This window comes from Shewanella khirikhana (assembly GCF_003957745.1).
In the GTDB taxonomy this organism is placed as follows: Bacteria; Pseudomonadota; Gammaproteobacteria; order Enterobacterales; family Shewanellaceae; genus Shewanella; species Shewanella khirikhana.
The window spans coordinates 1,826,595-1,849,769 of record NZ_CP020373.1 but is presented as its reverse complement, the minus strand read 5'-3'; the positions used below and the strand labels follow the sequence as shown (position 1 = coordinate 1,849,769).

Genomic DNA, 23,175 nt, shown 5'->3' with positions numbered 1-23,175 from the left:
TCTGCCTGCTTGCAGGCGAAATTTGCGGCCTTTCGTTGGACTGTGTTGCCCAAGGTCAAGTGTGTTACACTCCTGCCAATTGTTTTTTCAGGGATAGACCAATTTCCATGTTGAAGACCTTTCACAAGCTGGCCCTGGCCACCGGATTGCTGCTGGGTGCCATGGGCGCCGAGGCGGTGCAGGTAAATCGCCTTAATGAAGCCGATGTGCCCGTCAGTTCACGCAGTGGCGCCGAACTTGAGCAGGCGATTAAAGATGCCATGGCCAAGGTCATGGTAAAAAACAGCGGCAGCCAGGAAGCACTCGCCAATGCCCAGGTGCAGGCACTGATTAATCAGGCCCGTTCGGCCCTCAGTCAGTTTGGCTATGTGGAAAATAACGGCAAACTATACGTGCGTGCCAGTTTCGACAGTGCGCGAATTACCGGCACCCTCAGAGATGCCCAGCTGCCGGTGTGGGGTAAACAGCGTCCTTTGACTCTGCTGTGGCTTGCCACCGACGGTGAAACCGAAAAGGTACTGCTTGGGGACCATTCCGATCTGCCTGTACGCAGTCAGTTCAACGATGCCAGTGCCCAGACCGGTGTGCCGCTGCTGTTTCCGCTGTTGGATCTTGACGACATGATGGTCGCCAATATCAACTCGGTGCGCGGTTTCTTCCCCGAGGAAGTGGCTGGCGCCTCATCGCGTTATCAGTCTGATTTTTTTGCGATTGCTACTCTGGACACCCAGGATGGCGGTTATGAGTATCGGCTGGCGCTTTACCCGCGATCGTCAGGCATTGATCCCGGGCAGGTTATTCAGGCGGTGAATGAAGTCTCTGGCCGCAGCGAAAATCTTGAAGATGCCATTTCAGCTATGCTGTCCGGCATGAGCAGTTATTATGTGTCCCGTTACGCAGTGACAGGCACCAGCGAAACCTCGGGAACCGAGCTGGTGTTCACCGGTGTCAACAAGCTGAAAGCCGTGGTGGATATCGAAACTTACCTTGGCCAGCTGTCGATGGTGAAATCTGTACGGCTGGTGAGTATTCAGGGCGATGCGGTGCGCTTTGCACTGGCGCTCTTTGGCAGCGAAGATGAACTCAGGCGCACTCTTGCTCTGGAGCCGAGGTTGACGCCACTTGGCGATTCACCGGCCGTGCTGCCTGGTAGCACTGGCTCAACCGATCCTGCCAGCCAGGGGGATAGCAGCGCGCAACCCGATCCCTTCGCCAATGCGATTAATCCGGGCGATGTACTGGAAACGCCGGGGCTGCCCGCCAAGCCAAATCACTACGAGTGGCGCGGCCAGTAAGGTCTGCGACTCGGAATTTAACGGCGTCCGTGTTACACTGACGCCGTTTTTATTTCAGTGCCACCAGATTGATTGAGAAGTAACCGAGTGACACAACAGTCTCCATTGCAATTGTCTCTGCCAGTCCATTTACCGGACGATGAAACCTTCGCCAGTTATTACCCCGCAGCGGGTAATGATGAGCTTATTGGTGCCCTGAAATCGGCGGCGGGCGGCGAGGGCAATCATGCCATTTACCTCTGGGGGCCAATTAAATCGGGGCGAACTCATCTGATGCACGCAGCCTGTGCCCACGCCAACGAGGTGGAGCGGCGCAGCTTTTATATTCCCCTTGGTATTCACGCCAGTATTTCCACCGCATTGCTGGAAGGGCTGGAGCAGTTTGACCTTATTTGTATCGACGATGTGGATGCCGTGGCCGGTCACCCGCTGTGGGAAGAAGCCATTTTCGACCTCTATAATCGGGTGCTGGAGCAAAAGCGTGGCAGCCTGATTGTCAGTGCCAGCGCCTCGCCGATGGAAGCCGGATTTGGCTTGCCGGATCTGCTCTCCAGAATGCATTGGGGGCTGACCTATCAGCTGCAACCCATGATGGATGATGAAAAACTGGCAGCATTGCAACGCCGCTCAGCCATGCGTGGCTTGCAGTTACCCGAGGACGTAGGACGCTTTTTGCTGAATCGGATGGCGCGGGATTTACGAACCCTTTTTGATGTACTGGATAGACTGGACAAGGCGTCCATGGTGCATCAACGCAAGCTGACAATCCCGTTTGTGAAAGAGATGCTAAGGCTCTGATTTATTCAATGAACTAAGGGTTAGTGAGCACAAGTTTGGCTAATTCATTGTTTGTAAAAATATTTGCCAGTCAAAAATGTTCACAAAAAAGCGCTGCATTGGCAGCGCTTTTTACTTTCTGGCGTTACGTAAGCGGGTAGCCAGTAACGCTGAAGCTGTTATTGCGAAGGCTCATCTTTGGACTTTTTCTTCAGTCCAAGCCCCAATTCACGGCCACGGTGGCGGGCGTAGAAGGGGAAGGTGACCGACAGTAAGATCAGTAAACCCAGTTCCAGCAGCGCAAACCAGAGCCAATCACCGGCAATATAGACCAGCGTCAGGCCGTGCAACAGATACAGGCACAGCACAAAGCTTGCCCAGGCGTGGGTATAAGGGTTGCCTTTCATCAGTCCCGGCAGCGGCAGCAGCAGGGGGACCAGCCACAGGGCGTTGAATAACAGCGAATATTCCTGGCTGTTGGGGCCAAGCAAGAACCAGTAGCCAAGTACCAGCAACAGCGCCAGATAACCTGCGCGGTTTATTTTCAGCAAAAGCTGGGTATCAGACAGCACGGAAAACCTCAAAGAATATCCAGAACCTTGACCGGAGGGCGACCGATGGCAGCTTTGCCGTTGGCGAGCACCACAGGGCGTTCAATCAGTTTGGGGGTGGCGACCATGGCGGCAATAAGCTCAGCGTCGCTGAGGGCCGGATTGTCCAGTCCCTGGGCCTTGTACTCGTCTTCCTTGGTGCGCATCAGTTCGCGGGCGCCGAGGCCCAGCAGCGACAGAATATGGCGGATTTCGTCGGCATCGGGGGTGTCTTTGAGGTACTCAACCACCTCGACCTCAACGCCATTTTCATTGAGCAGCGCCAGCGTTTCGCGGCTTTTGGAGCAGCGAGGGTTATGCAGGATTACGGCTTTTGTCATTGTGTTATCCGTGTCACTTACCAAAATTGCCGCGATGATAACAAAAAAAGCGGGCGCCGTCAGGCGCCCGCAGATGGCTTAAGCTGGAATTATTTGAGCTCTTCCAACGCCCGCTCAGCTTCCTTGAACTGGCGAATACGGGCCTCGATGCGTGCCAGTTGCAGCGCATCATCTTTGGTGTAGCGGTAAGCAAAGTTGAGCTGGTCAACGGCACCCTTGTAATCGGCGGCCAGAGCCAGGTTTTCGGCGTTAGAGAAGTGCTCCAGCGCCTTATTGCCTTCCTTGCGATACGCCTCTGTCATCAGCTGATAAGGCAGCGGATTCTGACGGTCGAGGAACACCATGTCTTCCAGCAGTGGAATGGCTTTGGGGCTTTCGCCCGCTTCAATGTAGATATTGGCCAGGTTGGCATTTATCACCTGAGAGGTGGGCTTGAGCTTACGCTTGGCCTCCAGCAGGGTAATGGCGCTCTTGTAGTCTTTGCGCTGGGCTAACAGGTCGGTTTTGGTATCGAGATAAAACAGATTGTTGTCATCCCGCGCCAGAAGTTTATCAATAATCGCTTCAGACTCATCAAAACGTTTTAACCGAAACAGGGCCAGCGCCTTGCCATAAAGCGCTGCGCTTTCAAAAGCATAGGTGTGGCGGGCAAGCTGTTTGTCAAACAGAGCAAGTGCCGATTCTTCACTGTAGCTTGAAAAACGCACCTGGATCCGGGCCTTGGCGAGATGGTAGTTCAGACTGTCCGGTACATAGCGGTGCGGATACTGGGTTGCACGGTTGCGTGCCTCGCTGATCCGTGACTCGGGCAGCGGGTGAGTCAGCAGCATTTGCGGCGGCTTGGTGGTAAAGCGATAACGGCTGGCGAGCTTTCCGAAAAAGTCAGCAGCGGCATTGGGGTCAAAACCGGCTTCCACCAGAATTTGCATGCCGATGCGGTCGGCTTCTTTTTCATGCAAACGGGTGTAGTTGATTTTGGACTGGGTGGCCAGCGCCTGGGTGGTGGCCAGTGCCGCCATACCGGCCTGGGGCGCGGCGATGGTTAACAGGATTGCACCAAGGAGCCCGGCGATGGTGGCAGGGCCGGATTTTTGCTGGGCTTCCAGTGAGCGCGCCAGATGGCGCTGGGTCACGTGGGTGATTTCGTGGGCCAGCACTGAGGCGATTTCACTCTCGGTGTCGGCATTCAAAAACAGTCCTGTGTGCACCCCAACGTGGCCGCCGAAAAATGCGAAGGCGTTGATTTCATCATTACGCAGCAAAAAGAAGTAAAAGGGGGTTTTCACGCCGGTGGCATTGGCGACCAGCTTGTTTCCAAGCTCGGTGAGGTATTGGCTCAGCACCGGGTCACTCAATAGCGGCGCCGATGAGCGAATGACCCGCATATAGGCATCGCCATACACCATCTCTTTTTCCAGACTGAAGGTATTGACTGCGGCTGTGCCAAGATCCGGCAGATCGTTATTGGCGAAACTGGTGGCCGGCAGGCTCAACAAGGCAGTGAGCCCCGCAGCGGCGAGGGTGTTGGTCAGTCGAGAGAGAGTCAATATACGCAAGTGGCTACTACTTCCTGTGTCTATGCCCGTTACCGGGTATGCTGCTTGAGGTTTAGCGTGCAAGCAAGGATAATAGCCCCGGTTTGGCTGTGGCAAGTTCATTATGATTTTTATCGATTTAACCGCGTTTCGATGTCCTGTTCCTCTGGTTCAGGTTAAGCTGGCGCTGAAAAAGTTGCCCGCAGGCGAAACGCTCGAAGTTGCCTTGTTGGACAGCGCATCCCGCCGTGATGTTCCCGCTTTTCTTGAAAAACAGGGATATCGGGTAGAAAAGACCCGGGATGACCAAAGTTGCCTTACACTTCGGATCAGCCGGATGGCACCGAATTAACACAAGGATCGCGACTTCTCTCATTAAGGAGCCCCAATGCTCGACTTCGTGACTCGCTGGTACAAGGACAAGTTCAGTGATCCCCAGGCAGTGACGCTGCTGTTTATTCTCTTTTCCCTGTGGGCCTTGATTTACTTTGCTGGCGGCTTGCTGGCGCCTTTGTTGGTGGCTCTGGTGTTGGCCTTCCTGCTGGAGTGGCCGGTGGCTCAGATGACCCGGATTGGCGTTAACCGCACCACAGGTGCCTCGCTGATGTTGGTGCTGTTTGCCGGGATAGTGCTGCTGATTGTGTTCGGCCTGGTGCCCAGTATCTGGAAGCAGGGAATGGCACTGCTGACCGAGCTGCCCGCCATGCTCGATAAAGGCATGGGCTACCTTGAGGAGCTGACCCAGAAGTACCCTCAATATGTGAGTGCCGATCAGGTAATTGCCATGGAGGCCGAGCTTAAGCGTATGCTCGATACTCAGCATTTGCTGGATATCGGCAAGCAAATTCTTGGATTTTCGGCGTCGCTGCTGGTGCTGATGGTGTACACCATCCTGGTGCCGCTGCTGGTGTTCTTTTTCCTTAAGGATAAAGAAGAGCTTATCCGCGGCAGCAAGCGCTTTTTCCCCTCTAACCGCGACCTTGCCCGTAAGGTGTGGGGTGAGATGAATCAGCAGATTTTCAACTATATTCGCGGCAAAGTGATTGAAATTATTATTGTTGGCGCCGTGAGTTATGTGTTCTTTGCCTTTATGGGGCTGAGATACTCGGCGCTGCTGGGGGTGCTGACCGGTCTGTCAGTACTGATCCCTTACGTGGGTGCGACCCTGGTGACACTGCCGATTGCACTGGTGGGCTTTTTCCAGTGGGGCTTCTCGGCGGAATTTGGCTACCTGATGCTGGGCTACGGTATTATTCAGGCGCTCGATGGTAACGTGCTGGTGCCGATTTTGTTCTCGGATGCGGTGGACCTGCACCCGGTTATCATTATCGCGGCAGTGCTGGTATTCGGCGGTCTGTGGGGCTTCTGGGGCGTGTTTTTTGCCATTCCGCTGGCATCGCTGGTCAAAGCCGTTATCAACGTTTGGCCGCGCAATCATCCGCCCGAGCAGCCGCAGCTACCAGGTGGTGGCGGCACAACCACAGCAGACAAGCCCGTGAGCGAATAACACAAGCTGGCGCTGCGGTAACTGACCCAAACAAAAAAGGCCCATCCGGGCCTTTTTTTAATGGCTGTGATTTATGTCCAATCACAGCTTGCTTATATGCAAAAGATGGAGCCGGAAAAGGTGAGTGCAAAAGGGGCGAGAAGAAGGTCGCCCGGCGCCATTCCGGCAGTATCTTAAAGCTATCAGCCCAGCGCTTCGAGTACAGTTTCGTGGTGGGTCTTGGTTTTGAATTTGGTCAAATCATGGCTTATGGTGCCATCGGTGCCAACAATAAAGCTCAAGCGGTGAATGCCGTCATACACCTTGCCCATGAACTTTTTCTCGCCCCAGACACCAAAGGCATCGGCCACGGCGTGCTCTTCATCTGACAGCAAATGGAAATTGAGGCCGTGCTTTTCTTCAAACTTCTTCAGCTTGGCCACGGGATCGGGGCTGATGCCAAACACAGTCACGCCCTTGGCATCCAGCTGCGGCTTAACGTCGCGCAGGCCACAGGCCTGATCGGTACAGCCAGGGGTCAGCGCCTTGGGGTAGAAGTACACCAGCACAGGACCGTTCTTGAGGCACTCAGCCAGGGAAATCATCTCGCCGTTTTGGTTGGGCAAGGTAAACTGCGGCGCTTTATCGCCTGCTTTTAAGGTATTCATTCGTCGTCCTTCCTTAGGCCGGTTCAGCTTTGCATTCTTTTGATCTGACAGGCCAGCGACATCTCGCTTGCCAGCTCATGAATACTCTTTTCGAGCTTATCCAGTTCAACTTTTTCAGGAATATTGATGGCGAGGAACACGTGCTGGATAGAATCGCCGGCGGCTGTTTCCTCTGCGTTTGAGCGTACTGCTGCCAAATCCAGCGAGCGGTCGGCCAAAAACTGGGTGATGCGCTTCATGGTGCCGCGCTGATCTTTACCGTGGAATTCCACCTCAATCCGCGACACATAGTTTTGCGGCGTGTGACGCGAAGTGCGCTTCATCACGGTCAGCAGTTCCATTTCCACCGACAATTGGGGCAGGGCGGCTTCAATCTTGGTGATGGCCGCCCAGGAGCCGGACACCATCATGATCAAGGTGAATTCATTGCCGAAAAGCGCCATGCGGCTGTCGACGATATCACAATCACAATCGCTGGCCAGACGGGCGAGCTTGCTGACGATACCGGGACGATCGGATCCCATGGCGGTGACGACCAGGTAATTGGTCATGTAGGTTCCTCTTTTTGTGTCGTTGTCATGGCGTCTTTTTAACCACATCGGCAGTGGTTTTGACGCGCGCCAATGCTACCACAAACAAATCCTTTTGAGAGCCCTGTAAATGGCTTGTCAATCGCCATAGGGGTCAGTACCATAGCGAATCCTGCAACCTTGGGGAAGTCAGATGATAAACGGAAGCATCGTAGCCTTAATCACGCCTATGAACAGTGATGGCTCAGTGGATTTTGCAAGTCTTGAGAGTTTAGTCGAGTTTCATATCGCCAATGGCACCGATGCCATTGTGGCCGTTGGGACCACAGGCGAATCGGCCACTCTGCCAATGAAAGAACACATCAATGTGGTGGCCAAAACCGTTGAGTATGCCAAAGGCCGTATTCCGGTTATCGGCGGCAACGGCGCCAATGCCACTGCCGAGGCGATTGAGCTGACCCAAGCCCTGTCTGCAACCGGTGTTGCGGCTATGCTCGGCGTTACGCCTTACTACAACAAACCCACGCCCAAAGGCCTGGTTGCCCACTATAAAGCGGTGGCTGCGGCCACTGACATCCCACAAATTCTGTATAACGTGCCTGGCCGTACCGCGCTGGACATGAAGCCTGAGACAGTGGCTGAACTTTGCGATGTGGCCAACATCATCGGCATTAAAGAAGCCACAGGTGATGTGAGCCGCGTGGCCCGTCTGCGTGAGCTGTGTGGCCCCGACTTTTTGCTGTACAGCGGCGATGATGCCACTGCCCGCGAGTTCCTGCTGGCCGGCGGTGATGGGGTCATTTCGGTTGCCAACAACATAGTACCTGCCCAATTTAAAAAGATGTGCGCGCTGGCGCTTGCCAAAGACATCGACGGCTCGTTTGCAGCCGACGAGCCTATGCGTGGCCTGTACAGCACACTCTTTTGTGAAGCTAACCCCATTCCAGTGAAATGGGCCGCGCATCGCATGGGACTTATCAAGGATGGTTTCATTCGTTTGCCACTGACTGAACTTTCTGAGTCTTGTCATGGTCTACTGCTCGATGCCATGAAAAAAGCTGGACTGGAGGTCTAAGTCTTGAAGTTGAAACAAATCACGCCGTTCATTCTCGTCGCCCTTGCCGCGGGATGCAGTACCCCCATGGAGCGCCGTCAGGCCAATGGTAACGACGAATATGTGAACGCAGACGTGGCGGCGCCACTGAAGATCCCGGCGGGTCTGAAGTCGCCCAACTACAGCCGCGAATACGATATTCCGTCTATGGGCTCCCGTGCCAACCCCGAGCTGGTTGGCAAGGCGCTGGACATTCGCCCTCCGCTGCAGGTGCTGCCAATGGCAGAAGGCACCCGGGTGGAAGAAGGCTCTGATAACATAAAAGTTATTGTTGAATCTTTCGACAACAGCCTGGATCTGAAACAGGAAATCTTCGGCCTGCTGAAGGACTACCTGGTCGGCCGTCAGGTTGAGATTGTGAAGGAAGACTACGCCACCGGTACCCTCGAGACCGGTTGGATTGAAAACCAGGAAGTGCTGGATACCAGCCTCTGGGGTTCCGACAAGGTATTTACCCTCAAGCAGCGTTATCGCTATCAGGTGGAAGTGCGCCCCCATGGCCGCACCGGTGCTATCACCATCGACTTGGTTGACCATCAGGAAAGCTACGATGGCGATGATATCCAGACCAGCCTGTCTGCCGACGACAAGCGCCGTTACACCATCGACATGCTCAACAGCTCCATTGCTTACATGGCAGTGAAGCGTGAGCAGGCTATCAAGGCCAAGCGTGTTCGCGAAAGCCTGGGCATAGGTGTTGAGCTGGTTGACGGCGAAGCGGAAGGCGATGCCTACTATCTGGCCAAGGGCGATTACAACCAGGTGTGGAACCGTCTGCGTATCGTGCTGCCGGAAATGGGCTTTGAAATTGCCGATATGGACAGCAGTAAGGGTCTGTACTTCCTCAACTACAACGATGACTCTGGTTTCTGGAGCTCGCTGTGGGGTGATGCCAAGCTGGATCTGGAAAAGGGCACTTATAAGCTGAAGCTGACTGAGGCCTCCCCGGGCAGCAGTGAGCTGCACATCCTCGACAAGGAAGATAAGCCCCTTGCCGATGAGAAAGTGGCACAAATCTACCGCGCCATGTCTGAGCTGATGAAAGAAGACCGAAAGGTACGTTAATCACGCTCTGAATAAAGCAGGATAAGCTAGCGGAATAAAAAAGAGGCCATAGGGCCTCTTTTTTTATGTGGCGATTCTTCCCTCGTCCTTAGCCTTGTTCTTATCATTAGCTCTACCCAGGCAACGACGGCCACGGCTTTTGTTGACCGGACGGGATCCGCAAGGGGGTATTAAACAACACGCCATACAGCAGTTATCTCTGCCACTTTTCCAATCTACTGAAGCAATTCACCGCTAGCCGTGATTTAACCAGCCGACCTCGCCGGATGGGGTACAAGTGATCCATTTTTGTCATAAAAACGTATTTTGTAAGGAAAAGTAAAACGTATTGAAGCACCTGCGTGCACGGGTAAACTAGCTTCACAATAAGCTGCGGCAAGGCATTTGCCGACAATAACGATAACTTTGCCTGAAGTTCGGAAGTCACATGAAAAAAGTCCTTATACTCCTTGCCCTCGTCGGGGGGGCTGGAGCCTGGTATTTGTATACGCAATCTGAGCCAGCCGCCCAGGCTCAGCGTCCGCGTCCCATTCCCAATGTTGTGGTAACTAAGGTAGAGCTGCAAACCGTACGTGATGAGGTGGAGGCCCTGGGGACCACCCGCGCCAATGAGTCAGTCACCATCACCGCCAAGGTCACAGAAACCGTGACCCGGGTGAATTTCACCGATGGCGATGTTGTTCGTCAGGGTCAGTTGCTGGTGCAACTGCAGGATGCCGAACAGCGCGCCCGGGTCCAGGTGGCCAAGGTGAAAGTAAGCGATAATCAGCGCGAATTTGACCGTATTCGCTCACTGGTAACCAGCCAAACAGTAGCTGAGCTTGAGCGCGACCGGCTGCAAACCCAGATTGATACCAGCCGCGCCGAACTCGAGCAGGCCGAGTCCAGCCTGCGCGATCGCGCTGTGACCGCGCCCTTTGCCGGCCGCCTGGGGTTGCGTCAGGTGAGCCCCGGCGCCCTGGTTACACCAGGCACTGCCATCACTACCCTGGATGATATCTCCATTATCAAACTCGACTTTGCCGTGCCAGAGCGGTTCCTGCCGCAGTTAAACCCCGGCAAGACACTGGAAGCAGAAGCCGTGGCCTACGCCGGTGAAGTGTTTCAGGGCAAGGTGATTTCCATCGACAGCCGGGTGAACCCGTCCACCCGCGCCGTGACCATTCGTGCCGAAATTCCCAACAAAGATGGCCGTTTGCTGCCCGGCATGCTGATGAAAATTCGTCTTATTAAAACCAGCCGCGAAGCCATGATGGTGCCCGAATCTGCCATCATTCCGGTGCAAAAACGCCACTATGTGTACATTGTGGGTGCCGATAACAAGGTTGAGCGCCGCGAAGTGAGCCTTGGTCTGCGTAAGCGCGGCTGGGCCGAAATCGTCGATGGCCTTGAACTCGGCGAAACCATCATGGTGCGTGGTCTGCTCAAAGCCCGCCCCGGTGATGAAGTGAAACCCGAAATGAAAGAGCACTTCAGCGCCGCCGTGGCCGGTGATGAGGAGAACGCCGCATGATCCTGACCGATCTGTCTGTAAAGCGGCCGGTGTTTGCTTCGGTGATAAGCTTGCTGCTTATCGCCTTTGGTCTGGTGGCCTTTGATAAGCTGCCGCTGCGTGAATATCCCCACATCGACCCGCCGGTGGTCTCCATTGAAACCAATTACCGCGGTGCCAGTGCCTCTGTGGTGGAAAGCCGTATTACCCAGTTGGTGGAAGACCGCGTCAGCGGGGTTGAGGGCATTCGCCACATCAGCTCATCTTCCAGTGACGGCCGCTCGTCGGTAACCCTGGAATTCAACATTAACCGCGATATTGAAGCTGCGGCCAACGATATCCGTGACCGCATCTCCAGCATGCTCAATAACCTGCCGGAAGAGGCCGATCCGCCGGAGATCCGTAAAGCCAATGGTGGCGATGAAGTCATCATGTGGCTCAATCTGGTGTCCGACAGCATGAACACCCTTGAGCTCACCGATTACGCCAACCGTTATCTGGCAGACCGCTTTTCGGCCATGGACGGGGTTGCCATGCTGCGCCTCGGGGGCGGCAAGGTGTATGCGCTGCGGATCTGGATTGACCGTCAGGCGCTGGCGGCCCGTAACCTAACCGTTGCCGATATCGAGTCCAAGCTGCGCTCTGAGAACGTGGAGCTCCCCGCAGGTTCGGTGGAATCGAAAGAGCGCCACTTTACCGTGCGTCTTGAGCGTACTTTCCGTAACGCCGAAGACTTTGCCAATCTGGTGCTGGCACAGGGCGATGACGGCTATCTGGTAAAACTGGGTGACGTGGCCAAGATTGAGCTTGGCTCCGAAGAAGAGCGGATCATGTTCCGCGGTAACCGCGAGTCCATGATTGGTCTGGGGGTCACCAAGCAGTCCACTGCCAATACGCTGGAAGTGGCCCGCGCGGTAAACGCGCTGGTTGACCGGATTAACCCGACCCTGCCGCCCGGCATGGAAATCAAGCGCAGCTACGACAGTTCGGTATTCATCGAAGCCTCTATCAAGGAAGTGTATCAAACCCTGTTTATCGCCATGATTTTGGTGATCCTGGTGATTTACCTGTTCCTAGGCAGCGTGCATGCCATGTTGGTGCCGGCCATTACTGTGCCTGTGTCGCTGCTGGGCACCTTTATTGTGCTCTACGCTTTGGGTTACACCATTAACCTGCTGACGTTGCTTGCGATGATCCTCGCCATCGGTATGGTGGTGGACGATGCCATTGTGATGCTGGAAAACATTCACCGCCGAATCGAAGAAGGGGAAACCCCACTGGTTGCTGCCTTCCTCGGTGCCCGTGAGGTGGCTTTTGCGGTGGTGGCTACCACCCTGGTTTTGGTGGCGGTATTTATGCCAATCACCTTCCTTGAGGGCGATTTGGGTAAGCTCTTTAAAGAATTTGCCGTGACCATGAGCGCCGCGGTGATTTTCTCAAGTCTGGTGGCCTTAAGCTTAAGCCCGATGATGTGCTCCAAACTGCTTAAACCCACCAGTGAGAGCTCCTGGCTGGTAAAAAAAGTGGATGGTGCCATGGAGTGGCTGGAAGGCTTCTATCGCCGTTCACTTGAGCGCACTATTCGTCATCCATTTGCTGTGAGCCTGACGGTGATTGGCGCACTGGGTCTCAGTGTGTGGATGATGCAAAAGGTGCCTCAGGAGTTTGCGCCCCGGGAAGACCGAGGCTCCATGTTCCTGATGGTCAATGGTCCACAGGGCGCCAGCTACGAGTACATCGAAAAGTACATGAATGAAGTGGAAGAGCGCCTGATGCCGCTGGTGGAAAGCGGCGAAGTGAAGCGTCTGCTTATTCGTGCTCCACGGGGCTTTGGCCGCTCTGCCGATTTCTCCAACGGTATGGCCATTATCGTATTGGAAGACTGGGGCCAGCGTCGCAGCGCCTTTGCGATTATGAACGACATCCGTGCAAGGCTTTCGGATCTCGCCGGGGTACAGGCATTCCCGATTATGCGTCAGGGCTTTGGCCGCGGCGTGGGTAAACCTGTGCAGTTTGTGCTGGGGGGCCCAAGTTATGAGGAGCTTGCCCAGTGGCGGGATATTCTGATGGCCAAGGCCGCCGAAAATCCCAAACTGCTGGCGCTTGATCACGATTACAAGGAAACCAAGCCGCAGATGCGGGTGGTGATTGATCGCGACCGCGCCGCCGATCTCGGTGTGTCTATCTCCCATATAGGTCGTACCCTGGAGTCCATGCTCGGCTCACGTCTGGTGACCACCTTTATGCGCGATGGCGAAGAGTACGATGTGATAATCGAAGGTGACCGCGCCAAGCAAAACACGGCGCAGGATCTGACCAACATTTACGTGCGTTCCGAGCGCAGTCGCGAGCTTATTCCACTGTCTAACCTGGTACATGTGGAAGAGTTTGCCGATGCCTCCAGTCTGAACCGCTACAACCGCATGCGCTCTATCACCATTGAAGCCAACCTGGCCGACGGTTATAGCCTGGGCGAAGCGCTGGACTACCTGAACGACATAGTGCGCACCTATCTGCCCGCCGAGGCGGTGGTGAGCTACAAGGGCCAGTCGCTGGACTATCAGGAATCCGGCAGCTCCATGTACTTTGTATTTGTACTGGCGCTAGGGGTGGTATTCCTGGTGCTGGCGGCTCAGTTTGAAAGCTACGTGCATCCGGCCATCATCATGCTGACAGTACCGCTGGCGACCCTGGGTGCGCTGATTGGCCTGTGGATGACCGGGCAAACCATCAACATCTACAGCCAGATTGGCATCATCATGTTGGTGGGGCTCGCAGCCAAAAACGGCATTCTCATTGTTGAGTTTGCCAACCAGCTGCGCGACCGAGGCACAGAGTTTACCGACGCACTGCTAACGGCTTCTACCCAACGTTTGCGTCCAATTCTGATGACGGGGATCACCACAGCCGCTGGCGCCGTGCCGCTGGTAATGGCGCAGGGCGCCGGCGCCGAAACCCGCTTCGTGATTGGTGTGGTGGTGCTCTCGGGCATTCTGCTGGCCACGGTATTCACCCTGATGGTGATCCCAACCGCCTACGCGCTCTTTGCCCGTCACTCAGGCTCGCCTGACTCAGTGGCCCACGAGCTTGAAGCCGAGCTTGCCAAGCGCAAGTCCTGAAAATAAGGTAGTGGCAGTGTAAATTGCCCACTTAACTAAAAAGGCCTGAACACTTGTTCAGGCCTTTTTGTTGGCTCCGTTGCAGAACCAGTGTCTCCGACTCCGCCAAGCTTATGGCGCTGCGTTAATGTCCTGGTAAAGCTCCTGATACATGAGTTCCCGCATACGGAATTTTTGCAGTTTTCCTGTCACCGTCATCGGGTAGCTTTCAACAAACTTGATGTACCTTGGCACCTTGAAATAGGCGACTTTCTCGGTGAGAAAATGGCGGATTTCCTGCTCATCCACCAGGGCACCGGGGCGAAGTTTAATCCAGGCGCACACCTCCTCGCCGTACTTGTCGCTCTGCACCCCAAATACGGCGGCATCCTGCACCTGAGGGTGGGTAAAGAGCTTCTCTTCGATTTCCCGCGGGTAGATGTTCTCGCCGCCGCGGATAATCATGTCCTTTATCCGACCGACAATCTGCACGTAGCCGTTTTGGTCCATCACCCCCAAATCACCCGAGTGCAACCAGCCGTCGCTGTCGATGGTGTCGCGGGTTTTGGCATCATCGTTCCAGTAGCCCAGCATCACACAATAGCCGCGGCTGCAGACATCGCCTGGCTCACCAATGGGTTGGGTGTTGCCGAACACATCGACAATTTTCACCTCTGTGTGGGCGAGGGCACGGCCAACGGTGCTGACCCTCAGTTCGAGCGAGGAGTCAATTTCGGTGAGGTTATTGATGGGGCTGCACTCGGTTTGGCCGTAGCCAATCACCACTTCGGTCATGTGCATCAGGGACTGAACCCGTTTCATCACTTCTTCCGGACAGGTGGCACCGGCCATGACACCGGTTCTGAGGCTTGAGAGGTCATATTCATCGAAGTTGGCAAGCTCAAGTTCGGCAATGAACATGGTCGGCACCCCATGGAGCGCGGTGCAGCGCTCTTGCTCTACCACCGCCAACGTGGTGGCCGGATCGAACGCATCGCCGGGGAAGACTGCTGCTGCGCCGGAGGCGATACACACCAGATTGCCAAGCACCATGCCAAAGCAGTGGTACAAAGGCACCGGAATGCACAATTTGTCCTTTTCAGTAAAGCGCATGCCGCGGGCCACCATCAGGCCATTGTTCAGAATATTGTGGTGGGATAGGGTTGCGCCCTTGGGGTTGCCTGTGGTGCCCGAGGTGAACTGAATATTGATGGCATCGAAGGGCGACAGCCGGGCGCCAATACCGGTCAGATCGGCATACTCAGCTTCAGATCCTAGGTTGCAGACTTCGGGGAAGTTCAGCATGCCCGCTGTGGCTTCGCTGCCGGTGCGGATGACTAATTTGAGCTCTGGCAGGCGTTTGGCATTGAGTTTGCCCGGCTCGCACTGGTCAAGCTCAGGGGCCAGCTCCTTAAGCATGGCCAGATAATCACTGCTTTTAAATTTATCGTGGGTAATAAGCGCCTTACAGCCGACGTTGGTTAACGCATATTCCAGCTCTTCCAGGCGATAGGCCGGGTTAATACAGACCATCACGGCGCCGATGCGGGCGGTGGCGAATTGGGTAAGGCACCACTCGATATTATTGGGCGACCAGATCCCGACCCGATCGCCAGGGCCAATCCCCAGCGCAAGCAGGCCGGTGGCGAGGCGATCGATTTCAGTAAGATAACGGCGATAACTCCAGCGAATATCCTGATGGTGCATGACAATCGCATCGCGATCGGGGAAACGGTCGGCGATTTTTTGCAGGTAGCTGCCAATGGTATCTTCGGTGAGCGGCTCATTGGTGTCGCCGCGATAGAGGCTTTGGTTTAACGGAAACTGATTGGGCGCAGATAGGGACATGTTTGCCTCCATGGCATTGCTTGTAAGGTCTGTCGTTATTGTTGTAACCGACGCGTCTTGTCCTGACGCTGTTGCCGGTGAGCTTTGACTCTAGCCAAAAGCCCGGTGGCAGAACAAGCCTTGATTGCCGTTCTTATACTAAAGGCTAATACAATGATTTATGGCGTAAAAATTCCCTGCTAACGGCATGTTGGCAAAAGCCGTTAGCAAAGCCGTAACCAGTTAACGGCAGTCAAAACAGACTCAAATCTGCCCAATAAAAAAGCCAGCAGACGCTGGCTTTAGTGGTGTTTGTTCTTGTGCCGTGCAGTGCAGTGCTGTGTAGCGCTGATGTGGGTATCAGTTACCCGACTTATGCACCTTCGAGCTCGGCCAGAATGGCCTTTTCAAGGAAGGTGGTAAAGTCATGGCCGTGATTGGCCAGCATCTTGGGAAACATGGAAATCTGGGTTAGGCCGGGGAAGGTATTGATTTCATTCAGCAGGATTTGGTTGTCTCTGGTGAGGAAGAAGTCAATCCGCGACAGATGGCGCAGCTTCATGCCTTTAAATGCCCTGAGTGCATAGTCGCGGATGGCCTCAACCGTGGCTTCATCCACATCGGGCGCTTCCACATGGGTTACCGCTTGGCTCTTGGCATCGTATTTTTCTTCAAAGCTGTAGAAGGTGTTGGCCGCACAAACAATCTCGCCCGGACGGGTGGCCACCAGCTCGCCATCGTATTCGTACACCGCCACTTCCAGCTCGCGGGCGACAATGGTTTTTTCCACCACCACGAAAGGCGCGTACTCGAAGGCTTTTTTGACCAGCGCCGGAATGTCTTCACGCTTGGTGGCCGGGAAGCAGCCCACAGATGAGCCTTGGCTCGCGGCCTTGATAAAGACACCATTCCATTCATCGAATGCACGTTCTACCCGGGCGATAGCGTCATCACTGGGCTCGTCCAGGTACAGGTAAGGGGTGTTGGGGATCCCAAGGGCGCTGAACCACATCTTGGCGGTGATCTTGTTGAAACAATTGCTGGACGCTTCTGAGCCGCAGCCAAAGTAGGGCAATTGGATGAGGTTAAACCAGGACTGAATATCGCCGGTTTCGCCGGGGAAACCGTGAATACAAGGGATGATGTAATCCACCGGCCAGGCCGCCTTGGTGTCATCGGCAAAGCGAATGTCGCGGCGGTTGGTCAGCTCGACAATCTCGCCTTCCTTGGTGCGGTACTCGCCGTTGGCGCTCAGTTCCAGCCACAGGGTGTTGAAGCGGGGATGGTCACTGAGGCAGGCTTCAAAGTATTTGGCCGACAACAAGGAAATGTCATGCTCGCTGCCACCGCCGCCGCAAAGCAGCACCAGATTGTATTTTTTCATCTCGTCTCCCAAAGGCGCGTCCGGCGTAAAGGCGTATCCCAAATCGCGCGAATAATGTCAGCCAGCAGTGTAATGAGCCCACAGGGCGGGCGCAAGGCAGATGACAGAGAATTAATCCGCCTGCCAAAGCCTTGCAGCAAGCCCCGAGGCCCGCTCGGTGCGCCGGTCGATAGCACTTTCAAATAAGGTTTCATTGCCAAGGCAGATAAACTTGTCCTTGGCGCGGGTAATGGCGGTGTAGATAAGCTCCCGTCCAATCAAGGCCTGCTGTGAAGGTGATGGCGAGATGGGCAGCGACAGCGCTACGCTTGAAAATTCGCTGCCCTGACTCTTGTGTACCGTCATGGCATAGCAGGTGTCGTGGCCGGGGAGCCTTGCGGGCAGCACCTTCAGCAGGCTGCCATCGCTTTGGATAAAGTGCGCCATCAGCCGAAGATCGTCGCGCCCCCTGGGCAGCAAGATGCCAATGTCGCCGTTAAAGAGCCCAAGTCCATAGTCGTTGCTTTGCACTATGATGGGCCTGCCGGCATAAAACTCCTGCCGCGGCTGAATAAGCCCGCGCTTTGCCAGCGCCACGGTAATGGCGAGGTTGATGCCGTCCACGGCATATTCACCACTGCGGGTGGCGCAAAGCACCCTGAAGCGGTTGTAACGCTCAAGGATATCCTCAGGCGAGGCAAAGGCTGCCATGGCAGATAAGTAATCACTGTAGGCATCGCAGGCGAGCGAAATCAGCGCCTCGCGACCTTCTCCCTCACCCTGTGGCAGCCATTGCAGCTCACTAAAGCCGTGGCGCCACACTTCGCCAACCCGATTTTTGTCGCCTCGGTTAACAGCCAGCGCCAACTGGCCAATGCCGGCATCGGCCCTGAATCTGTGGCTGTGGGTGAGGGTGCAGAGATTATCGCCAAGGCCGGGAGTTGCCTTGGTGTCTGTGGTGGGCATGAGCGCAGTGCCCGTAAGCGCCTGGATAAGTTCACATTGATGCTGGCTGTATTGATAGCCGCTGCGGGCCCCTTCGCAGATATCCGCCAGCACGGCGCCGGCTTCGACCGACGCCAACTGATCCTGATCCCCAAGCAAAATCAGCCTGCCGTGGGGTGGCAACGCATCGAGCAGCCTGTCCATCATCGGCAAATCGACCATAGAAGCCTCATCCACCAGCAGTAAATCGAGATCCAGCGGATTTTGCTTGTGGTGGCGGAAACGATTGCTGCCGGGAATAAAGCCAAGCAACCTATGCAGGGTCGCGGCATCTTCCGGTAACGCATCTACATCAGCGGCGGTCATCAAACCGTCTTGCAGGCTCGCTTTAAGGCGCTGCTTACTGGCCTTGATGGATTCGCTGAGGCGCGCCGCCGCTTTACCGGTTGGTGCCACCATGCGGATACGCAGAGGCGCTTGCTTCAACAGCAGCAGTAACAGCTTGGTGACAGTAGTGGTTTTACCCGTGCCCGGACCACCTGTGATGACCGATAGCTGCTTGCCTGCGGCGAGCGCCACCGCAATCTTTTGCCAATCGGGCTCGTTGTTATCTTGCAAGCCGTGCTGCTGCGAAGGCGGGAACAGCACATCCAACAGCTCGCGGGTGTTACCGGCAACCGCCACCGTACCCTGAGCGAGGAGCCTTAGCCTCAGTGCTACCCGGGTTTCAAAACCATGATAGCGGCGCAGATACAGCCGCTGTCCATCAAGGATAAGCGGTTTATTGTCGGCACTGGGCGCATCCATTTGCTCCTGCACGGCTGAAGTGCCCAGGGTGGCAGAGGCGTTTTGCCCCGAGAGCGCGCGGCCAACGGCTTCAAGCTCAGAAATCGCCGCAATTAAGGCATCCCGGCTTAGGGTGATGCGACAACGTGCACGCAGGCTGCCAAAGGGGTTAGCCAGGGTGAGGGTACTTAAATCCAAACAGGGATGCTGCTGCCCAAGCTGCCTTGATACCAGTGCGCACACCAGCAACATCAGTGGCGATTCATCCTGATGCAGCCGCGCCATTTCCAGCGCAAAGTGGCGATCGAGGGAGGTGAGTTCGCCCTGTTCTACCAGATGTTTCAGCAGGGATTTGAATTCGCCGCTGCCAAGCTCCTTGCCTGCAAATTCAATCATATCCGCACCTCATTACCTTCAAACAGCGCATCCAGTGCATCAATCAGCAGCTTGGGCGGACGGTCGAAAAACACCCCGCTGCCTGGCGCAGAGGCCGACATGCCCCGCAGGAACAGGTAATAACAGCCACCAAAGTGGCATTCGTAGTCATAGTCCGCCAGTCGGCTTCGCAGCAGCCGGTGCAGTGCCAGGGTATAGAGCAGATACTGCAAGTCGTAGTGATGCTCGGCAATGGCTGAGTGCATTGCCTCGTAATGGTAGTGGGCCAGAGAATCCCCCAGATGATTGGACTTGTAGTCGGCAATGTAATAGCGGCCGTCGTGGCAGAAGGTGAGGTCGATAAACCCTTTGAGCATGCCGTTCAGAGTTTCAAAGCCAAAATCACTGCGGTAACGGTAAAGCGCCAGCAGATCCCCAAGGGCGCGCGCTTTAAGCTGGGTCACCGGCAGGTAAAACTCCATTTCAACCAGCATGTTAGTGTGGCTTAGTTGCTGCAGGGCGAATGTAGGCGCTGACAGTGGGTTAGCCTCATTGTTTGATAGCGGCGCCGCCATTAAATCCTGATACCAGTCAAGCAGCACCGGCTGCCAAAGCTCGTCGATACCGAACTGCGTAATGGCTTGGGGTAACACCTGTGGCAAGGTGCTGGCCACATCATCGAAGCGAATGAGCTCAAGCACCTGGTGCATAAAGCTGCCCGCATTGGCGCCGCGGGGGAAGCTGAACCGGCTCGGCAGTTCATCGGCGGGGCTGCTCAGAACGCCATTTTTGCTATCAACCAAATCAATTGAAACCTGATTCGGTTGCGGAAGGTTATTCATCGAGACATTGTTAAATGATAGTTCTTCCAGTGAAAATGATTCATCTGATGCGCCGGGGTGCTGGCTGGTTGCAGCCACTCCATCTTCAAACAAGGCGCTGTGGCTGCTGCTTGATAACAGGCCAGCAGCGGCTGTTAAAGCACCGGACTCCCTAAGTGAATCAGGATCCGAAACCAACCCCGAGCCAGTGGCGGACGCCGATGGGCTATGGGCCGGCTTACTGTGGGCCGGCTTGCTGTGGTCAGCATCGCTGTGAGCCACCAAAGCCGAGTAGCTGCCCACCCGCCAGGGAATTTCGCCGCGCCGATCCGGCACTCTTGCGGCCAAATTCAGACCCTGCTGGTTGTCGACGTTCGCAAGGGCGCGGTTATCATTTTCAATCACCTCCACCACGGCAATGGAGTCTGCCGCCAGGCGCATGGCAGCGGCACGCAGGGCATCGCCATCGCAGTCTTTGCTGTCTATACCAAGCAGGTACCCCAGTGCCGTTTTATGGACCTCACTGCTTATCCCGGCCTTTAACATCCGGCTGTGGTTGGCAAGGCCGAGTCGGCAGCCATAAATCGGCCGGGTCAGCGCCACGTACAATAGCCGCAGATCTTCACCGAGGCGCTCGGCATCATAGATTTCAACCCCTTCGTCGGTCTGCTCAATATCCCACACCAGGCCGTTTGCCTCGTGGTACAGCAGCGGTGAGGGCTTGCCACGGCTATCCCGCGCCAAACTTAAAAACGGGATGTAACAGAGGCCATATTCAAGCCCCTTGGATTTGTGGATGGTGACAATCTGCACCAGATTCTGCTCACTCTCGAGCCTCAGTTGCTGGATTTCATCGCCGCTCGGGCTTGCCAGCGCCTGCTCGTACCAACCGAGCAGGGCGCTTATTCCATCGAGACCGCTGGCGGCTTGCTCCAGCAGCTCGCACAGATGACGAAAATCGGTCAGGCGCCGCTCGGCCTCTTCTTCACTTTGCAGCCGCTGCAGCAAAGAGGTGTCGTCTGCAAACGCCATCAGCGCCGGCATGACCCCTTGCTTTTGCCAGCGCTGATGCCAAAGCTCAAAACGCTCAAGCTCTTCGGCGCGGCGGTCTTCATCCTGATTCACCCTGGCAATATCGCTGAGGGTGTAGCCCATCAGTCGGGTGGCCATGGCATTGCGAAGGCGCTTTTCATCCCGGGGATGAGCCAGAGCATACAGAAGATGCATCATCTCCTTCGCTTCCGGGGTAGCAAACACATTGTCACGGGAGAGAAATACCGCGCCTATGTTGCGCTCGCCGAGCGCTTTTTTGATAAAGGCCGCCTCGTTCCTGTCGCGCACCAGTACGGCAATATCTTTTGCCATCAGTGGCCGCGACTTATCGGACAGACTGGCCCTGCCTTCGGCGGCGAGGGTGAGCAGTCTTGCAATATCGGCGGCGGCATCATTTGCCATCAGGGTACGGGCGGTTTGCTTGTTGAGTCCTTTCACGGGATCTTCCGCAAGCAAAGCGATTTCAAGGGCAGCCCCAGGGGCATTGCCATCAATCAGCAGAGCCTTATTGCCCCTGTCGGCGGCATTCACCGGCTCAAACGGAATTTCATCGGTTAAGAACACCCGCTCACGGGCCATAAACAGCCGGTTGACCGCATCCACCATCGGCCTGGAAGAGCGGTAGTTGGTGCCAAGGCTATAGTGGGCGGATGCGGCGCGTCTTGCTCCCAGATAGGTGTGGATGTCGCCGCCGCGAAAGGCGTAAATGGCCTGCTTGGGATCGCCAATCATCAACAGGCCGCGGGCTTTGCCTTCGGGCCGATAAATCGCATTGAAAATAGCAAATTGCAGCGGATCTGTGTCCTGAAATTCATCAATCAGGGCTACAGGGTAACGGGCTGCAACTTCGGTGGCGAGCCGCTTGGCAATGGTATTGTCGTCTGCATCCTGAGCTGACTCGCCGGCAGCCGACGAATGAGGCCCATGGCCTAAGGCCGCGGCAAGTGTCAGTAGCAGATCGTCCGGCGCCATCAGGTTGCGCTGGGATTTGAGTGCGGCAAATCGGGCGCGGATATCATCCCGGGCCAATAACAGAAATGCTGGAATAAGCCCTTGGTGCGCCTCGATAAACTCACCAATTTGTACCAGCAGCGGCAATGCATGGGGTTCTGGCAGCACGCCGCCCTTATTGAGTTTGATGCTGTTGTAGGCCAGAGCCTGCATGGCTTTGATGGGCGGCTCACCCTGACCGCGTGCAGCCCATGCGTCCAGCGCCAAAGCATGGGCGTTCAGTTTGGGGAAATCATCGGCGGCCTTGCCATAACTGGTGCCATTGAGTGGCAGCTTTTTAAGGGTTTCTATTGATGCCTGGCTGTCTCTTTGCCAGGCAAGCCGCAGCCGTGACAGGCGCTGATTGTACTCGGCTGCAAGCGAATTAAAGCTGCCCGGGCGGGTTTTGGGATTTGCCATCCGCGCGCCAATCAGGGCGCGAAGCTCTGCGCCGAGTGCCTTGGGGGATGGGTATTTGGCATGCACCATGGCCGCCATCTCACTCGAAAGCGGATAGCAGTGAGCACGCCAGAAATCTGCCACGGCAAGCTCCAGATATTCACTGTCATCAAGGGTAAATTCACTCTCGAACAGCAGCGCAGATTCAAACGCCATATCCGACAATATCCGCTGACAAAAGCCGTGAATGGTGTAAATGGCGGCTTCATCCAGGGTTTTGAGCGCTAAGTCGAGCTGACGCAGAGCAATGGCGGTATCGTCAATGGCTGCAACCAGTTGCAGCAAAAATGTATCGCCGGTTGGCTGACCGAGCACTGCCTTAAAGGCTTCAAGCACCCGGCGACGGATCCGATCGCGCAGCTCACTGGTGGCGGCATTGGTAAAGGTGACCACCAGAATTTCTTCCACTGTGCAGGGGCGTGGTTCGCCTATCCCCAGCAGCAGTCGTAAATAGAGGTTGGCGATGGTATAGGTCTTTCCGGTACCTGCGCTGGCCTCAATCAGGCGTGCCCCCGACATGGGCAGGGTGAACGCATCCAATGGCTGGCTGACTATGGCTGACATA

17 protein-coding genes are annotated in these 23,175 nt (G+C 55.6%); 8 read left to right on the top strand and 9 right to left on the bottom strand.

Annotated features, from left to right (window positions below):
• Window positions 1–107: 107 nt before the first annotated feature.
• On the top strand, window positions 108–1,295 hold the full coding sequence (locus STH12_RS08010; RefSeq protein WP_126167062.1) for a DUF2066 domain-containing protein: 1,188 nt from the start codon (window positions 108–110) through the stop codon (window positions 1,293–1,295).
• Between the two features lie 87 nt (window positions 1,296–1,382).
• On the top strand, window positions 1,383–2,093 hold the full coding sequence (hda, locus tag STH12_RS08005; protein WP_126167061.1) for a DnaA inactivator Hda: 711 nt from the start codon (window positions 1,383–1,385) through the stop codon (window positions 2,091–2,093).
• Window positions 2,094–2,251: 158 nt separating this feature from the next.
• On the opposite strand, the gene STH12_RS08000 is transcribed toward hda, so the two are convergent.
• The 3 genes from STH12_RS08000 to bepA all read right to left on the bottom strand — a co-directional run bounded on the left by STH12_RS08000 (window position 2,252) and on the right by bepA (window position 4,559).
• Window positions 2,252–2,656, bottom strand: a complete 405-nt coding sequence (locus STH12_RS08000) for a DUF2069 domain-containing protein (protein ID WP_237158792.1) — start codon at window positions 2,654–2,656, stop codon at window positions 2,252–2,254.
• A complete protein-coding gene (arsC, locus tag STH12_RS07995; protein WP_126167060.1) occupies window positions 2,653–3,003 on the bottom strand; it encodes an arsenate reductase (glutaredoxin) in 351 nt (116 codons plus the stop codon). Before arsC ends, STH12_RS08000 begins: the two co-directional genes overlap by 4 nt.
• A gap of 89 nt (window positions 3,004–3,092) precedes the next feature.
• Window positions 3,093–4,559, bottom strand: a complete 1,467-nt coding sequence (bepA, locus tag STH12_RS07990) for a beta-barrel assembly-enhancing protease (protein ID WP_126167059.1) — start codon at window positions 4,557–4,559, stop codon at window positions 3,093–3,095.
• A 103-nt stretch (window positions 4,560–4,662) separates the two neighbouring features.
• Between bepA and STH12_RS07985 the strand changes: the two genes are divergently transcribed.
• The gene (locus STH12_RS07985) at window positions 4,663–4,890 is read left to right on the top strand and encodes a sulfurtransferase TusA family protein (protein ID WP_126167058.1); all 228 of its coding nucleotides are present in this window, start codon (window positions 4,663–4,665) and stop codon (window positions 4,888–4,890) included.
• A gap of 36 nt (window positions 4,891–4,926) precedes the next feature.
• Window positions 4,927–6,045 (top strand): AI-2E family transporter, encoded by a 1,119-nt coding sequence (locus STH12_RS07980; RefSeq protein WP_126167057.1) that lies wholly within the window; start codon window positions 4,927–4,929, stop codon window positions 6,043–6,045.
• A 182-nt stretch (window positions 6,046–6,227) separates the two neighbouring features.
• Here the strand turns inward: STH12_RS07980 and bcp are convergent, their stop codons facing one another.
• The gene (gene bcp, locus STH12_RS07975) at window positions 6,228–6,692 is read right to left on the bottom strand and encodes a thioredoxin-dependent thiol peroxidase (protein WP_126167056.1); all 465 of its coding nucleotides are present in this window, start codon (window positions 6,690–6,692) and stop codon (window positions 6,228–6,230) included.
• Between the two features lie 23 nt (window positions 6,693–6,715).
• A complete protein-coding gene (locus STH12_RS07970) occupies window positions 6,716–7,243 on the bottom strand; it encodes a glycine cleavage system transcriptional repressor (protein ID WP_126167055.1) in 528 nt (175 codons plus the stop codon).
• Window positions 7,244–7,415: 172 nt separating this feature from the next.
• Between STH12_RS07970 and dapA the strand changes: the two genes are divergently transcribed.
• The 4 genes from dapA to STH12_RS07950 all read left to right on the top strand — a co-directional run bounded on the left by dapA (window position 7,416) and on the right by STH12_RS07950 (window position 14,012).
• Window positions 7,416–8,297 (top strand): 4-hydroxy-tetrahydrodipicolinate synthase, encoded by an 882-nt coding sequence (dapA, locus tag STH12_RS07965; protein WP_126167054.1) that lies wholly within the window; start codon window positions 7,416–7,418, stop codon window positions 8,295–8,297.
• Window positions 8,298–8,363: 66 nt separating this feature from the next.
• Window positions 8,364–9,401: an outer membrane protein assembly factor BamC gene (gene bamC, locus STH12_RS07960; RefSeq protein ID WP_126169462.1), complete on the top strand. Its 1,038-nt coding sequence runs from the start codon at window positions 8,364–8,366 to the stop codon at window positions 9,399–9,401.
• Window positions 9,402–9,828: 427 nt separating this feature from the next.
• Entirely contained in the window at window positions 9,829–10,914 is a 1,086-nt protein-coding gene (locus STH12_RS07955; protein ID WP_126167053.1) for an efflux RND transporter periplasmic adaptor subunit, read from the top strand.
• Window positions 10,911–14,012, top strand: coding sequence for an efflux RND transporter permease subunit (locus STH12_RS07950; RefSeq protein ID WP_126167052.1), 3,102 nt, complete (start codon window positions 10,911–10,913; stop codon window positions 14,010–14,012). The genes STH12_RS07955 and STH12_RS07950 overlap by 4 nt, the downstream gene beginning before the upstream one ends.
• A gap of 111 nt (window positions 14,013–14,123) precedes the next feature.
• Here STH12_RS07950 and STH12_RS07945 read toward each other — a convergent pair whose 3' ends face one another.
• The 4 genes from STH12_RS07945 to recB form a co-directional block, all read right to left on the bottom strand.
• Window positions 14,124–15,839 carry an AMP-binding protein gene (locus STH12_RS07945; RefSeq protein WP_164551166.1) on the bottom strand — a complete coding sequence of 572 codons (1,716 nt, stop codon included), beginning with the start codon at window positions 15,837–15,839 and terminating at the stop codon, window positions 14,124–14,126.
• Window positions 15,840–16,191: 352 nt separating this feature from the next.
• A complete protein-coding gene (locus STH12_RS07940) occupies window positions 16,192–17,202 on the bottom strand; it encodes a D-alanine--D-alanine ligase (protein ID WP_126167050.1) in 1,011 nt (336 codons plus the stop codon).
• A gap of 111 nt (window positions 17,203–17,313) precedes the next feature.
• On the bottom strand, window positions 17,314–19,308 hold the full coding sequence (gene recD, locus STH12_RS07935) for an exodeoxyribonuclease V subunit alpha (RefSeq protein ID WP_126167049.1): 1,995 nt from the start codon (window positions 19,306–19,308) through the stop codon (window positions 17,314–17,316).
• Complete coding sequence (gene recB / locus STH12_RS07925; protein ID WP_237158791.1) at window positions 19,305–23,174, bottom strand: exodeoxyribonuclease V subunit beta; 3,870 nt, start codon at window positions 23,172–23,174, stop codon at window positions 19,305–19,307. Before recB ends, recD begins: the two co-directional genes overlap by 4 nt.
• Window position 23,175 lies beyond the last annotated feature (1 nt).